The organism is Acidimangrovimonas sediminis (genome assembly GCF_002871005.1).
Taxonomy (GTDB): domain Bacteria; phylum Pseudomonadota; class Alphaproteobacteria; order Rhodobacterales; family Rhodobacteraceae; genus Acidimangrovimonas; species Acidimangrovimonas sediminis.
Genome location: NZ_PHSN01000005.1, coordinates 276,264 through 289,332, shown reverse-complemented (window position 1 = coordinate 289,332; position 13,069 = coordinate 276,264). Strand labels below are relative to the sequence as shown.

The 13,069-nt window shown below is 69.1% G+C and carries 12 protein-coding genes and 3 tRNA genes; all 15 read right to left on the bottom strand.

Annotated features, from left to right (window positions below):
• Nucleotides 1–337: 337 nt before the first annotated feature.
• Nucleotides 338–414, bottom strand: a tRNA-Asp gene (locus CVV76_RS05795).
• A gap of 42 nt (nt 415–456) precedes the next feature.
• Nucleotides 457–533: transfer RNA gene (locus CVV76_RS05790), tRNA-Asp, on the bottom strand.
• A 42-nt stretch (nt 534–575) separates the two neighbouring features.
• Nucleotides 576–652, bottom strand: a tRNA-Asp gene (locus tag CVV76_RS05785).
• Between the two features lie 169 nt (nt 653–821).
• Nucleotides 822–1,760, bottom strand: a complete 939-nt coding sequence (locus CVV76_RS05780; RefSeq protein WP_102223676.1) for a pirin family protein — start codon at nt 1,758–1,760, stop codon at nt 822–824.
• A 141-nt stretch (nt 1,761–1,901) separates the two neighbouring features.
• A complete protein-coding gene (locus CVV76_RS05775) occupies nt 1,902–2,801 on the bottom strand; it encodes an MBL fold metallo-hydrolase (RefSeq protein WP_102223675.1) in 900 nt (299 codons plus the stop codon).
• Between the two features lie 270 nt (nt 2,802–3,071).
• Nucleotides 3,072–4,472 (bottom strand): MFS transporter, encoded by a 1,401-nt coding sequence (locus CVV76_RS05770; RefSeq protein WP_102223674.1) that lies wholly within the window; start codon nt 4,470–4,472, stop codon nt 3,072–3,074.
• Nucleotides 4,473–4,731: 259 nt separating this feature from the next.
• Nucleotides 4,732–5,862 carry a gamma-glutamylcyclotransferase gene (locus CVV76_RS05765; RefSeq protein WP_146010249.1) on the bottom strand — a complete coding sequence of 377 codons (1,131 nt, stop codon included), beginning with the start codon at nt 5,860–5,862 and terminating at the stop codon, nt 4,732–4,734.
• Nucleotides 5,862–6,329 carry a TrgA family protein gene (locus CVV76_RS05760; RefSeq protein ID WP_102223672.1) on the bottom strand — a complete coding sequence of 156 codons (468 nt, stop codon included), beginning with the start codon at nt 6,327–6,329 and terminating at the stop codon, nt 5,862–5,864. The genes CVV76_RS05765 and CVV76_RS05760 overlap by 1 nt, the downstream gene beginning before the upstream one ends.
• Before the next feature lie 75 nt (nt 6,330–6,404).
• Nucleotides 6,405–7,832 carry a cryptochrome/photolyase family protein gene (locus tag CVV76_RS05755; protein ID WP_102223671.1) on the bottom strand — a complete coding sequence of 476 codons (1,428 nt, stop codon included), beginning with the start codon at nt 7,830–7,832 and terminating at the stop codon, nt 6,405–6,407.
• A gap of 9 nt (nt 7,833–7,841) precedes the next feature.
• Nucleotides 7,842–9,068, bottom strand: a complete 1,227-nt coding sequence (locus tag CVV76_RS05750) for an aminotransferase class V-fold PLP-dependent enzyme (protein WP_102223670.1) — start codon at nt 9,066–9,068, stop codon at nt 7,842–7,844.
• A gap of 79 nt (nt 9,069–9,147) precedes the next feature.
• Complete coding sequence (locus tag CVV76_RS05745) at nt 9,148–10,149, bottom strand: MDR family oxidoreductase (RefSeq protein ID WP_102223669.1); 1,002 nt, start codon at nt 10,147–10,149, stop codon at nt 9,148–9,150.
• Nucleotides 10,150–10,313: 164 nt separating this feature from the next.
• A complete protein-coding gene (locus CVV76_RS05740; protein ID WP_233192731.1) occupies nt 10,314–10,964 on the bottom strand; it encodes a MotE family protein in 651 nt (216 codons plus the stop codon).
• A 21-nt stretch (nt 10,965–10,985) separates the two neighbouring features.
• Nucleotides 10,986–11,534, bottom strand: coding sequence for a hypothetical protein (locus CVV76_RS24910; RefSeq protein ID WP_102223668.1), 549 nt, complete (start codon nt 11,532–11,534; stop codon nt 10,986–10,988).
• Nucleotides 11,515–12,483 (bottom strand): FliM/FliN family flagellar motor switch protein, encoded by a 969-nt coding sequence (locus CVV76_RS05730; RefSeq protein WP_102223667.1) that lies wholly within the window; start codon nt 12,481–12,483, stop codon nt 11,515–11,517. The genes CVV76_RS24910 and CVV76_RS05730 overlap by 20 nt, the downstream gene beginning before the upstream one ends.
• Complete coding sequence (locus CVV76_RS05725) at nt 12,480–13,025, bottom strand: flagellar basal body-associated FliL family protein (RefSeq protein ID WP_102223666.1); 546 nt, start codon at nt 13,023–13,025, stop codon at nt 12,480–12,482. The genes CVV76_RS05730 and CVV76_RS05725 overlap by 4 nt, the downstream gene beginning before the upstream one ends.
• Nucleotides 13,026–13,069 lie beyond the last annotated feature (44 nt).

Sequence of the window (13,069 nt, the reverse complement as noted above, 5' to 3'; positions counted from 1 at the left end):
TTCCGGACCATTTCCCACAAGACCTGAACTTGTGAAATGCGAAGAGAAGAGTGCGCGATGCGACAACTGTACGCCTCCTTCTCCAGCCGCGGTGTGGAGCACTGACGCTCACGAAATTTCAGGCGTCAGCTTGGCGCGCTCGGTCGAGTTCGCGGTTCGGATAATCGAAGGAGATCCGCGGGAGGCAATCTTCACATCCTCCTCCTTTCGCGGTGCGCCCCATCCACAGTGGCCGGAACGTCCAGCCCATGGCAAAAGAGGCGCCTGGCCCAGATACATCAGGCCATCCATCGCTGCGGATGCCCGGCTCCGGACCGGAGTGAAGAAGGGGAAGACGTGGCGCGGTTGACGGGGCTCGAACCCGCGACCCCCGGCGTGACAGGCCGGTACTCTAACCAACTGAGCTACAACCGCGCAGGGCCTTTTCAGGCAAAACACTCGGACGATCCGGGGCGGTGGCGCGGTTGACGGGGCTCGAACCCGCGACCCCCGGCGTGACAGGCCGGTACTCTAACCAACTGAGCTACAACCGCGCAGGGCCTTTTCAGGCAAAACACGCGGACGATCCGGGGCGGTGGCGCGGTTGACGGGGCTCGAACCCGCGACCCCCGGCGTGACAGGCCGGTACTCTAACCAACTGAGCTACAACCGCTCGCCCCGCCCGGATCGTCCAAGCGTGAGGGGGGTATTACGCATGGCCGAAGGCGCCGTCAAGCACCGATCCGGGGAAAATCGCACCTGCCTGCACGATCCGTCTCCGGTGCGGCCCGCGGGCCCGCGCGCAGACCCCCGCGCGCTCCGCCCGCGGCACCGCGCGCCCCCTAGCGGTCCGGCGCGGGGATGAATTCGGCATCGTCCCCGGGCGGCAGACGAAAGCGGCCGTGCGCCCAGTCGCCGGCACGCCAGGCCTCCTTGGCCGCCTCGATCTTTTCCTTCGACGAGGCCACGAAATTCCACCAGATGTACCGGTGCCCGCCCATCGTGGCGCCGCCCAGAAGCAGGATCCGCGCGCCCTGAGCGCCGGCCTTCACCGCGATCCGGTCGCCGGGGCGAAACACCAGCATGCGGCCCTTTTCATAGCTTTCGCCGCCCACGGAAACCAAGCCTTGCAGCACGTAGACGCCGCGATCCTCGTGATCGTCGGGCAAGGGCAGCGCGGCCCCCGGTGCCAGTTCCGCATCGGCGTAGAAGGTTTCCGAAGGCATCTCGATCGGCGCGCGTTCGCCCCAGCCGGTGCCGAGGATGAGCCGCAGCGTCTTGCCCTCGGCCTCCAGCATGGGAAGATCGGCCCGGGGCACGTGAAAGAAGCCCGCCGCCCCCTCTTCCTGCGATTCCGGTAGCGCCAGCCAGGTCTGCACGCCCATCATCTGACGGGCGTGGTCGCGCTCTCCCTCGTCGGTACGTTCGGAATGGGTGATGCCGTGGCCGGCGACCATCCAGTTCACGGCGCCGGGCTCGATCCACTGGTCGGTGCCCAGCGAATCGCGATGATGCAGCCGCCCCTGGTAAAGGTAGGTGACGGTGCCGAGGCCGATATGCGGGTGCGGGCGGACGTCGATGCCCTGCCCGGTGAGAAACTCGGCCGGGCCCACCTGATCGAAGAAGATGAAGGGGCCGACCATCTGGCGCTGCGCCGAGGGCAGCGCGCGCATCACCTCGAACCCACCGAGGTCGCGGGCCCGGGGGACGATGACGGTCTCGATCGCATCGACGGCATCGCCGAGGGGAATGTCGGGATCGAGGGCGGGGTTCCAGCTCATGGCGCTCTCCTGTTCGGGGTCGCGGGCAGGATAGCGCCCCCCCGCCCCCGCGTCAGGAGGGCGCCACGCAGGCAATATGTGCGTGGCGGCGCAGAGCGCGGCGGGATCACGGCAGGATCACGGCGGCGCCCCGACCGCCCCCTACCCGGCCGGCGGCGTGAAATACCCCACCGGGATCTTCAGGTAGGACCGGCCGTCCTCCTCCGGCGCGGGCAGCCGCCCGCCGCGGATGTTCACCTGCAGCGCGTAGAGCATCAGCTTGGGCAGCGGCAGGGTCGCGTCGCGGTCGTCGCGGCGCTTGCGGTAGGTGGCCTCGTCCGGTGCGTCACCGAGGTGGATGTTCTCCGCCTTCGTCTCGGCGACCGTCGTCTCGCCCGCCGCGGTGCGGCCGTCCTTGCCGTAATCGTGGCCGACGAAGATCCGCGTGCTGTCGGGCAGCGCCAGGATCTTCTGCAATGTCTCGTAAAGATCCGCCGAGGATCCGCCCGGAAAATCCGCCCGGCTGGTGCCGCTGTCGGGCATCATCAGCGTATCGTGCACGAAAGCCGCATCCCCCGCGACATAGGTGATCGAGGCAAGCGTATGCCCGGGCGAGAAGATCACGCTGACCGGCACATTGCCCACCATGAAGCTGTCGCCATCGGCCAACAGCCGGTCCCACTGGCTTCCGTCGGTGGGGAAGTCGTCGGCAAGGTGGTAGATCTTCTTCCAGAGCTTCTGGACCCCCACCACCTTCTCGCCGATCGCGCGCGGCGCGCCGGTCTGCTCCGAGAGCCACACCGCGGCCGAGAAGTGATCGGCATGGGGGTGCGTGTCGAGGATCCAGTCGAGGGTGATGCCCTGCGTCCGGACATAGTCCAGCAGCGCCTCGGCATTGGTGGTCGCGATGGCCGCGGCCGCCGGGTCGAAATCGAGGACCGGGTCGACGATGGCCCCCCTCATCGTGGCCGGGTCGTGGAACACGTATTGCCAACTGCCGGTCGCCTCGTCCCAGAACCCCTTGACGACGGGTGTCGCGGCGGGTGTCGCGGTAACCTCCATGAAATCCTCCTTATATGCGCTTGTGTGCATATCTCGTTGCCGGATGCCCTGACAACCCCTCCCCTGGGCAGGGGTTCCAGCGGTGCCAGCGCCGGGGCGAGGCACGACGGGCGGGACAATGCACCGAGGAGGCAGGAAGTGCCTTGCTCTCGGGCGGGGCACCGACGGGTCACAGGCTGTGTCATCAGGCCCCTGCGCGCTCTCTTCCCGGTCGGCCAGGGCGCCGGGCGAGCGCGCCGATCGTGCCGCCCGGCTGTCTCGCCAGCCCGGTTATTTCGCCAGCAATGCGCCGCCCGCGTCCCGCGCGAGCCGCAGGAAGAACAGGACCGAGATCATCGACACCCCGCCGACGATGACGAAGACCGGCGGGAAGGTGGCGGCGGTGATCTGCCCGCCCTGCGCCGCCTGCACCCCGGTGATCGAGAACGCCGCCACCGTGATCCCCACCGACCGCGACAGCTGCTGCAGCACCGAGTTGAACGAGGTCGCCGACGACATCCGCTGATCGGGCACCTCGGAATAGGCCATCGCGTTGATCGAGGTGAATTGCAGCGACCGCCCGATCCCGCCGAGGAACAGGATCGCCACCATCCAGAGCCAGGGCGTGACCGGCGTGAAGGTGCCGGGCAGCATCAGCACCACCGAGGAAAGCAGCGCATTGGCGATCAGCACCCGGCGGAACCCCCAGCGATCAAGGATCGGCTTGGCGAGGAACTTCATGAAGATCGCCCCTGCCCCGGTGGCGAAGGTCAGCGCCCCGGACTGGAACGGCGACAGGCCGAACCCCAGCTGGAACATCAGCGGCAGGAGGAACGGCAGCGCCCCGCCGCCGACCCGGAAGAAGGTGCCCCCCACCGCGGCCAGCCGGAAGGTAGGGATCTGCAGAAGGCGCAGGTCGACAAGCGGCGCCTCCACGCGCCGCGCGTGGCCGGCATAGGCCCAGACCAGCGCAAGGCCGCCCAGGGTGAACCCCGCCATCCACAGCGGCGACGACAGATGCAGCCCGGCCAGCGTCACCCCGGTGAGGAACGCCGCAAGCCCCGGCCCCAGCAACACGAACCCCTTGAAGTCGAAGGCCCGGACCTGGTCGGTGCGGATCTGCGGAATGAACAGGGTAACCAGCACGAGGCCCACGGCGGCGATCGGGATGTTGATCCAGAAGATCCAGCGCCAGGTCCACCAGGTCGTGATCGCCCCGCCCACCAGCGGCCCGATCACCGGGCCGACCAGTGCCGGCACGGTCAGCCAGGCCAGACCGGTGACCAGTTCCGATTTCGGCAAGGTGCGCAGCACGATCAGCCGCCCCACCGGCACCATCATCGACCCACCGATCCCCTGCAGGATCCGCGCCGCGATCAGCGTGGCCATCGAATTCGACGCGCCGCAGCCGATGGATCCCGCGGCAAAGACCACGATCGCCCAGCGGAACACCCGGCGCGCGCCGAAGTGATCCGCCATCCAGCCCGAGGCCGGGATGAAGATGGCGAGCGCCAGCAGGTAGGAGGTCAGCGCAAGCTTCAAGTGGATCGGGCTGGTGCCGAAATCGCGGGCGATCTCGGGCAGCGAGGTGGAGATGACGCTGGCGTCGAGATTCTCCATGAACAGCGCCACGGCGACGATCAGGGGCATGGCCCGCGACCGCAGCAGGGCGCGAAAGGCGGCTGTCGGCATGAATGCGTCCCGGAATGGGTCCGCCGGAGGAAATGGCGCGGCGGATTGCGCTTTCAATGCCAGCTTGCGGCGGCGATGACCAGCCGCCCGCGGTAAACAAGCCGCGCACCGGGCCGGCGGGGCACACCAGCCCCATGCCCGGTGGTCCGTGCTCGGCAGATCGGGACGGCACCCTCGCGAGGTAAGGGCGACGCGCTCAGCCGGAGACCAGACAAATCCCTTCGAAGGAATTTGGCCCGTGGCCCCGGAAAGGCCGGGATCAGACGGCGCGCAGCCGGTCGCGTTCCCGGGCGAGCCAGAGCGCCGAGACCAGAAGCGGCGCGTTGCCGGCCTCGCCGCTGGCGACAAGGTCCATCAGCATGGCGAAGGACACCACGTGGCTGCGGATATCCTCCACCTCCGAGGCCAGACCGCCAAGGCCCGCCGCATCCTCCGGCAGGTCGGCAATGGCGATGTAGGAATGCACGAATTCCGTTCGCGCCCCGGTCGCGGAGTAATAGCCCGCGGCGTGGAGCAACTCCTGCAGCGCGATCCCGGCCTCCTCCGCGGCCTCGCGCCGGGCTGCCTGTTCGGGGGTTTCGCCCGGGTCGATCAGCCCGGCGATCGCCTCGATCTGCCAGGCCGCGGGATCGCCGCGGGCGATCGGACCGGCCCGGAACTGTTCGACGAGCATCACCCGGTCGCGGACCGGATCGTAGGGCAGCACCGTCACGGCGTCGGGCGAGATGAAAACCTCGCGCTCGATCTCGGGCGTCAGCCCGCCGTCGAAGCGGCGATGGCGCAACCGCCAGGCCTCGACCGCGAAGAACCCCGCCCAGGGCCTGTCGACGGCCGAGATCTGCACATCCTCCGGCACCGGAAGACGGCGCAGCGCGGCAGGCCTGGGCGCGGCTTCGGCGCGTTGACGGTCGGCGGCGCGCGACATCAGCTTGCCGTAGCGCGCCATCATCCGCTCGGCCGGCAGATGCCCCATGCCGGCAAGGAATTCCGATGCGGCACCAGTTACCAGCGCCCCCCATTGCGCCGCCCAATCGTCAAGCGACCAGGGCGCACCGGGGGCCCAGCGGCCCGGTTCGGGCAGGTAGACCCTGGCCCTCGTCCGCCCCTCTTCCGCGCCCGCGCCGGTCGCAAGCGTCACCTCCCGGTGGGCATAGGCAAAGCCGCCCTCGTAATAGTCGAGGCGCGCCGCCTCCGCCTCTGTCAGCCCCAGTGCAAGGCGGCCCTGCGCCCGCCCCCCAGCCTCCGGCACGATCACCGGAAAGCTCTGCCCCTCGGCCCAGTAGACGGCGTGATCGGCCAGTGTCGCGGGCTCCGTCGCGATGGGGCGCCCGGCCACCGCGGCAAGGAGCGGGCCATGGCACAGAGTGCCGTAGAAGAAGTAATCGGCCATCAGCGCCACCGCCGCGCGGTGGCTTCGACCACGAGGCCCGCCACCGCCCCCGCAACGACAAGGAGCCCCGACACGGCGGGGTTCAACAGGACATGCGCGTAATCATAGGAGAGGCCCAACATCCCCTGGATCGCCTCGAACGTCCCGTGATAGCGCATCTTCATCGCCCGGAGGATCATCTCGCGGATCGAGAACAGCACGATCGCGAAGAAAACCAGCGTGACCACCGTCTGGATCCCCGAACCGAGGGCGACGCCCATCCCCTTGCCCACCAGGTCACCCATCACCAACCAGCCGGAGACGAGGCCGATCGCCGACACGATCAGCGCGAAGCTGCCGAACAGCGTCTCGTGCGGGAGGATCGGCTCGAACGCCCCGGCGGCTGTCAGGATCTCGACCTGACGCGCCGCACCATAGCCGATCAGGGCGAACAGCACGGCAGAGACAAGCTTGGCGGCGGTGGGCATGGCACAGGTCCGGACAGGGTGACGCCGCGCAGTCTTGGCGCCGTGCCGCGCCGGCGCAAGGGGGCGGCGCGCGAACTATCCCTTGCGTGACTCGTAGGCCTCAAGTGCCCGACTGCGCCCCTCCGACAGGTCGATGAGCTTTTCCGGCCGGCGGTCGTCGCGCCCGAGCCGCCAGGATCGTGGCGCGGCGGCGAGGTAATCCAGCGCCTGTTCGGGCGGTTCGTCCTGCCCCTCGTACAGGAAGGTCCGGCGGTAAGTGCCTTTGCGGTCGAACTTTTCCGCCTGCGTCTCGGGGTTGAAGACACGAAAATAGGGCGCCGCATCCGGCCCCGAACCGGCAACCCATTGCCAGCCCATGGCGTTCGACGCCGGGTCCCAGTCGGTCAGGCAGTCGGCGAACCACGCCATCCCCACCTGCCAATGCGTCATCAGGTGCTTCGTCAGGTAGGAGGCCGCGATCATCCGCGCGCGGTTGTGCATCGTCCCGGTGACGAACATCTCGCGCATGGCGGCGTCGACGAAGGGTTCTCCGGTCAGGCCGCGGCGCCAGGCCTCTGCATCGCCGCTGTCGCCCCGCCAGGGGAAGTCGTCCCATTCCTCGCGCCAGTTGCCGGTCACGATATGCGGGAAGTGGAAGATCAGGTGATAGGCGAACTCGCGCCAGACCACCTCCTTCAGGAAGGTTTCCAGGCCCTTGTCGCGCGCCTTGCCCCCCCGCCCCTCGGCGCGCTGCGCCATCGCGGCGAGCCAGACGGCACGCGGCGAGATCTCGCCGTAGGTCAGGTTCTCGGACAGGCGCGAGGTCGCCTCTATCCCCGGCAGGTTGCGGTCCTCGGCATAATCGTCGACCGGACCGTCGAGGAAATCGTCGAGCCTCCGGCGCGCCGCGGCCTCGCCGATGCAGGCGTATTTCGCGACCACGGCCGCGCCGCGGTTCATCGCGGCGCCAAGCGCCCAGTCGTCCAGCGCGTCGCTGCCGGGCCAGTTGGCCGGCGTGGACAGCTTGCGCAGGCCGGCGCAGGCCTCGCCCACCTCGCGGTTGCGCACCGAGCGCCAGAACGGCGAATAGACGCGGTAGGGCCCGCCCGTCGTCGTCTCGACCGTCCAGGGCTCGAACAACACATGTCCGGGGAAACTCCTGGCCTCGCAGCCGTCGGCGCGCAGCCCCTCCTTCACCGCGGTGTCGCGCACGATCGCGTCCGGATCGTAAAGTCGCCCCCACCATACGGTGTCGGTGCCGGTCTCCTGCACGAGATCGCGAAGGACATCCAGCGCCTTGCCGCGCCGCAGGATCAGCCGGCTTCCGATCCCGTCAAGGGTGTTGGCGAAAGAGGCGACGCCCTCACCCAGGCGCCACTTCGCGGCGGCGCCGATCGCCTCGGTCTCGGGGTCGAGGATGAAGACCGGTATCACCGGGCGACCGCTGTCGGCGGCCTGCCTCAACATCGGGTGGTCATGAAGCCGCAAGTCGCGGCGCAACCAGCACAGGATCGGGGCGGACATGGTTTCCTTTCAAAGAACCTCGTCAAGCGCCGCAATAAGCTTATCCACCTCGGCCGCGCTCGTGTAGTGCACGAATGATAAACGCAGCACACCGTGGGCCGGTTCAATCGCAAGGCCTTCGAGCGCGCGCACGGCATAGAAATCGCCACCGCCCGCCATGATGCCATGCGGCGCAAGGTCGGCCGCAAGCGCCGCCCCCGGCCGCTGACATGCGATCGCGACGGTCGGCGCCCGGTCTGCCGCCTTGCGCGGCCCCAGCAGGCGGACATCGTTGCGCGCGGCGAGATAGTCGAGCAAGGGCTGGAGCAATGCCACCTCGTGGCCGCGCATCAGGTCGTGGGCGATGCGCGCCCGCGCGGCCGGCGCCTCGTGCCCCGCGCCATGATGGGCGGCCAGGCCGTCGATGTAATCCGCGATCCCTGCGCAGGCCGCGACCTGGGCATGGTCCGGGCCGGCGGGCGTGAACCGCTTGTAAAGCACGTCGCCGTTGAAATAATGCGCCTGGTTCGGCAGATCGAAGCCGATCTTGCGGCGGATCACGGCGATGCCCTGGTGCGGCCCGTACACCTTGTAGGCCGAGAACAGGTAGATGTCGGCGCCCAGCTCCGCCACGTTCGGCAGGCCGTGCGGCGCATAGCTGACGCCGTCGACGCAGGTATAGGCGCCGGCGTCATGGGCGATCGCCACGATCTCGGCCACCGGGTTGATCTCTCCCACCACGTTCGAGCAATGGGGGAAGCAGACCAGCTTCACCTTGCCGTCGGACAAGAGCGCCCGCAGCGCAGCCGGGTCGAGGTGCCCGGTCTCGGGATCCATGCGCCATTCGCGGATCTCGACGCCGTCCTCGGCCAGCCGGCGCCAGGGGCCGGAATTCGCCTCGTGGTCCTGGTTGGTGACGACGATCGCGGCATCAGCGGGAAGCCATTTGCGCACCGCCTGCGCCAGCGTGAAGGTGTTGGCCGAGGTCGAGGGGCCAAAGCTTACCTCGTCGGTCTCGACCCCCATGAGGGCGGCAAGACGGGCGCGCGCCTCGTCCATTTCGGCACCGCCGAGCTGGGACGCCGCGTAGGGCGCATAGGGTTGCACCTTGCGTTCGTGGTAAAACCGGAAGAGCCGGTTCAGGACCGGCGCGCAAGTATAGGAACCACCGGCATTTTCAAAGAATGCCTGGTCCTGGAGGAGAGGTTCCTCGAAGGCCGGGAAGAGGCTGCGGACGTGGTCGATATCAAGGGACATGAGGGGTTCCGGCTGGTCTGAGAAACTCGTCGGGCGGCCACCGCATCTGCCGCGGCGGCCGCCCCAGTGCGAAGGGCGGTCAGGCGTTGACGTCGACGACGACCCGGCCCTTGACCTGCCCCTTGAGGATGGCGGCGCCGAGGTCGGGCAGATCGGCCAGGGTGGCCGGCTGGATCATCTCGTGCAGCTTGTCCATCGGCAGGTCGGCGGCGATACGGCCCCAGGCGCGGACACGGGCGTCGTAGGGCTGCATCACGCTGTCGATGCCCAGAAGGTTCACCCCGCGCAGGATGAAGGGCGTGATCAGCGCGCCCTCGATCGCAGCCCCCCCGGCAAGGCCGATCGCAGCGACCGACCCGCCATAGCTGATCTGCTTGAGCACCCGGCCAAGCATGGCGCCCGCCACCGCGTCGATGCACCCGGCCCAGCGTTCGCCTTCCAGCGGCTTGCGGGTCACCTCGGTCAGTTCGTCGCGCGGCACGATCTCCGCCGCGCCAAGCCCCTTGAGGTAATCCGCCTGCTCGGGCCGTCCGGTGACCGCGGCAACCTGGTAGCCGAGCCGGGCAAGGATTGCCACCGCGACCGAGCCGACGCCCCCAGCGGCGCCGGTCACCAGCACCGTGCCCTTCTCGGGGGTAAGCCCGTGATCCTCGAGCGCCATGACAGCCAGCATCGCCGTCAGGCCGGCGGTGCCCACCGCCATCGCATCGCGCGTCGTAAGCCCGTCCGGCAGCGGCACCAGCATGTCGGCGGGCACCCGCGCCTTCTGCGCATACCCGCCCCAGCGGTTCTCGCCCACGCGCCAGCCGGTCAGCACCACCGCGTCGCCGGGCTTGTAGCGGTCGTCGGTCGAAGCCTCGACCGTGCCCGCGAAATCAATGCCGGGAACATGCGGATAGGTCCGGACAAGGCCGCCGCCGGGGCCAATGCAAAGGCCGTCCTTGTAGTTCAGCGTCGAATAGCCGACCTGGACAAGCACGTCGCCCTCGGGCAGCTGATCCTCGGTGATGGTCTCGACGCCTGCGCGGGTCTTTCCCTCGTCATCCTTGCGGACCACCAGTGCCTTGAACTCGTTCGCCATCCTCTCCCTCCTCAGGGTCTGAGGCCCCGGCAGCGCCCGAGCCACGTGAACTTCCTCCTCCGACGCGCCGGCCCGCGGGCGGACGCGCGGCGACTGGGCAAGTTCTCCCCCACATGGCGGGGGGTGGCAAGCCCCCTCCGGCTGGCGCCGCGGCGGGGCGCCGCTCAGTTCCCCAGCTTGACGCGCACCACGTTCTGGTCGCCGGGCAGCTTGGATCGCTCGAGGATGATCTTCGACACGGCCTGCACCCGATCCGGCGTCATCTGCGCCATGATCGGGGCCGCCGCACGCTCGTTCATGGTCGACAGCACCATCACCGTCACCTCCAGATCCATGGTGTTGAGGATCTGCGCCGCCTGCTGCGGCTTCATCGCCTGGTAGAGCTTCACCAGCCGGTCGAGGTCGGCATCATGGGCGTCGGTCACCTTCTTCAGAAGGCCCTCGACCTGGGTCTTGAGCCGGGTGAGCCGCGCCGTCTCGGCCGAGATCCCCTGCCGGGCCAGCGCAAGCTTGGATTCGCGATCGTCGAGCGCGGCCTTCTGCCTGGCGATCAGCGCCCGCTCCTGCCGGATCGACTGCAACAGCGCCTCCGGCGTGGCGCAGGTCGCGGGATCGGCGGGGGCCGCGGCACTGGCCGCCGCCTGGCCATTCGGGGCGCCTGCGGGCGCTGCCTCCGCCGGGGCCGCGGCCGAGGCGAGGAACAGCCGCTCCGGTCCCTGTCCGACGGCGGGCAAGGGCAAGCTGGTCGCCGCCTTGGCGGCGCCTGCGGCGGCAAGGAGCCCGATCATCAGCTTCAACGGCGTGAGGCGCAGCATCGTAAGACCCAGCCCCCCTTATCAGACCGCGCCGGCCGGTCGGCGTTCGGCCGCCCAGTCGGAGGGCCAGTCGGGGGCCCAGTCGGGGGCGCGGTCCCTGCGGCGCTCCTCCCCTCGGTCCAGAGCGCGGTCGGGCGCACGGTCGGGCGCGCGGTCCAGGCCGCGGCCACGGTCGAAGAAGCTTTTCACCAGCTCGGACTTGCCGCCCAGCCGGGTCATCCCCGCGACCGGGCGCCGGCGGACCGAATGGAACGAGACCGGCGCGGCTGCCTCCTGCAGGGCGGTCGCCTCGACCGCGGCCCGCGCCGCAAGATCACGCGCCGCCGCCTGGTCCGCCGCCGGATGGCCCCCCTCGCCCGCCGCACGCGCCGTCGCCTCGTCGGCGGCGCCACGCAGGTCGGCGACCGACCGCTCCGACTTGTCGACCGCATCCGAGAAGGCAGACACCATCGGCCCCAGCGCGTCGAGCGCAGCCATCAGGCGCGACACGCGGCGCGACAGAAGCACCGCATACCCCATCACGCCCACAAGCAAAACAAGGATCAGCAGGTTAATCACCGTCGAGATCATTCTTCAATCCTTTACGTCCGTTCAGGTCTTCAGTCACCCGTACCGCCGCCGATCCGTTCTGCCGCTTGCCCATCGCCCCGAGGAACATCGGCTGCCCGGCGCAGAGCATCGTCACGGGCTGATCATCGGACAAGAGAAGGTCGACCGTGTCGCCGACGCGCCAGCCCAGCACATCGGCCATCGGAAAGGCGCGCTCGTGCAACAGCGCGGTCAGCGTCACCGTCGAATCCTCGATCCGGTCCGACAGGTGCCGGCGCCAGGCGTCGTCGCCGCCCAGCCGCTCACCGTAAAACACCTTGGTCAGCAGCGGGCGGATCGGGTCGATCGTGTCGTAGGGGATGACAATGTCGATGCGCCCGCGGCTGCCCTCGAACCCGATGTCGAGGCTGATCAGCACCGCCGGGCTGCCCGGTTGGGCGACCATGGCGAAGGCGGGGTTCGCCTCCATCCGCTCGACCGAGAGCGCGACCTCCGACACCTGCCGGATCCCCTCGGCAAGGTCTTTCAACACCAACTCCGCCAGCCGCTGCCCCATCCGTCGCTCGATCGAGGTAAAACCGCTGCCCGCGGGCCGCGGCGTGACCCGGTCGGCGCGTCCGCCCAGCATCAGTTCCAGCGCAGTGAACAGGAAACCCGCATCCATCGAGATCAGCAGGCTGTCGTCCCATGGCGTGGCGTGACAGACCGCGATCAGCCCGTGCCCGGGAAGCGCCGCCATCGCATCGCGGTATGCAAGATACTGGAACCGTTCCAGTTTCGCTTCTGCCAAGGCCGCCGTCAGCGTCTTCAGAGATCCCGCGAGGGACAGCGCAAGGCGCCCCGCGATGACCTCGAGCATGGGCATCGGCTCATAGTTCAGGGTGGCGCGCCGGATAATCTCCTCTTCCAGCGGCGCCGCCGCAGCGCCCTCCCCGCTCCCCGCCACATGGCTTTCCGTCACCCCGCTCATTGCATCACCAGGTCGGTGATCAGCAGCTCCTTCGGCGCGTCGTTGCCGACCACGGCCCGGGCACGCTTGAGAAGCTCGGCCTTGAGCAGGAACAGCCCATCCGAGCCGCGCAGGTCGGACTCGTGCAGCTGGCGCAGGTACGAGATGAAGGCATCACGCAGGAAGGCCTTGCGCTGGTTCACCGCCATCGCCTCGGGCGCGGTGCCACCATAGACGAGGTCGAAACCGATCTTCAGGATGCGCTGGGTCTGCTGGCCCCGCGCCGTCTCCCCCGCGACGTTCACGACGATGTCGTCGAAAGCCAGCATCAGCGGATCACCCGCCGCGGGTGCCGTGGCCGTGCCATGTTGCGCCGCCGTCTGGGCGCTGGCCACATCCCCCGAAGCGCCCGCGCCGCCGCGCCCCGCGAACCCGAGCCAGCCGCCCAGACCCAGCGCGATCGCGCCGGCGCCGATCGCCGCCAGCATCATGCCGCGCCGGCCGCCAAGCAGCCCGCCCCGCTGCGGCGGCTGGAACTCCTCGTCTGTCGCGGCAAGCGGCATGATAGCCCCGGATCCTTTCTGTTCTTGGACACATCTCGCTGGAA

Coding starts and splice junctions, on each gene's coding strand:
- CVV76_RS05770 (WP_102223674.1), bottom strand. CDS start 4,472: ATGCCGACAGCCGCCTTTCGCGCCCTGCTGCGGTCGCGGGCCATGCCC.
- CVV76_RS05760 (WP_102223672.1), bottom strand. CDS start 6,329: ATGCCCACCGCCGCCAAGCTTGTCTCTGCCGTGCTGTTCGCCCTGATC.
- CVV76_RS05780 (WP_102223676.1), bottom strand. CDS start 1,760: ATGAGCTGGAACCCCGCCCTCGATCCCGACATTCCCCTCGGCGATGCC.
- CVV76_RS05725 (WP_102223666.1), bottom strand. CDS start 13,025: ATGCCGCTTGCCGCGACAGACGAGGAGTTCCAGCCGCCGCAGCGGGGC.
- CVV76_RS05755 (WP_102223671.1), bottom strand. CDS start 7,832: ATGTCCGCCCCGATCCTGTGCTGGTTGCGCCGCGACTTGCGGCTTCAT.
- CVV76_RS05745 (WP_102223669.1), bottom strand. CDS start 10,149: ATGGCGAACGAGTTCAAGGCACTGGTGGTCCGCAAGGATGACGAGGGA.
- CVV76_RS05750 (WP_102223670.1), bottom strand. CDS start 9,068: ATGTCCCTTGATATCGACCACGTCCGCAGCCTCTTCCCGGCCTTCGAG.
- CVV76_RS05730 (WP_102223667.1), bottom strand. CDS start 12,483: ATGAGCGGGGTGACGGAAAGCCATGTGGCGGGGAGCGGGGAGGGCGCT.
- CVV76_RS05740 (WP_233192731.1), bottom strand. CDS start 10,964: ATGCTGCGCCTCACGCCGTTGAAGCTGATGATCGGGCTCCTTGCCGCC.
- CVV76_RS05775 (WP_102223675.1), bottom strand. CDS start 2,801: ATGGAGGTTACCGCGACACCCGCCGCGACACCCGTCGTCAAGGGGTTC.
- CVV76_RS24910 (WP_102223668.1), bottom strand. CDS start 11,534: ATGATCTCGACGGTGATTAACCTGCTGATCCTTGTTTTGCTTGTGGGC.
- CVV76_RS05765 (WP_146010249.1), bottom strand. CDS start 5,862: ATGGCCGATTACTTCTTCTACGGCACTCTGTGCCATGGCCCGCTCCTT.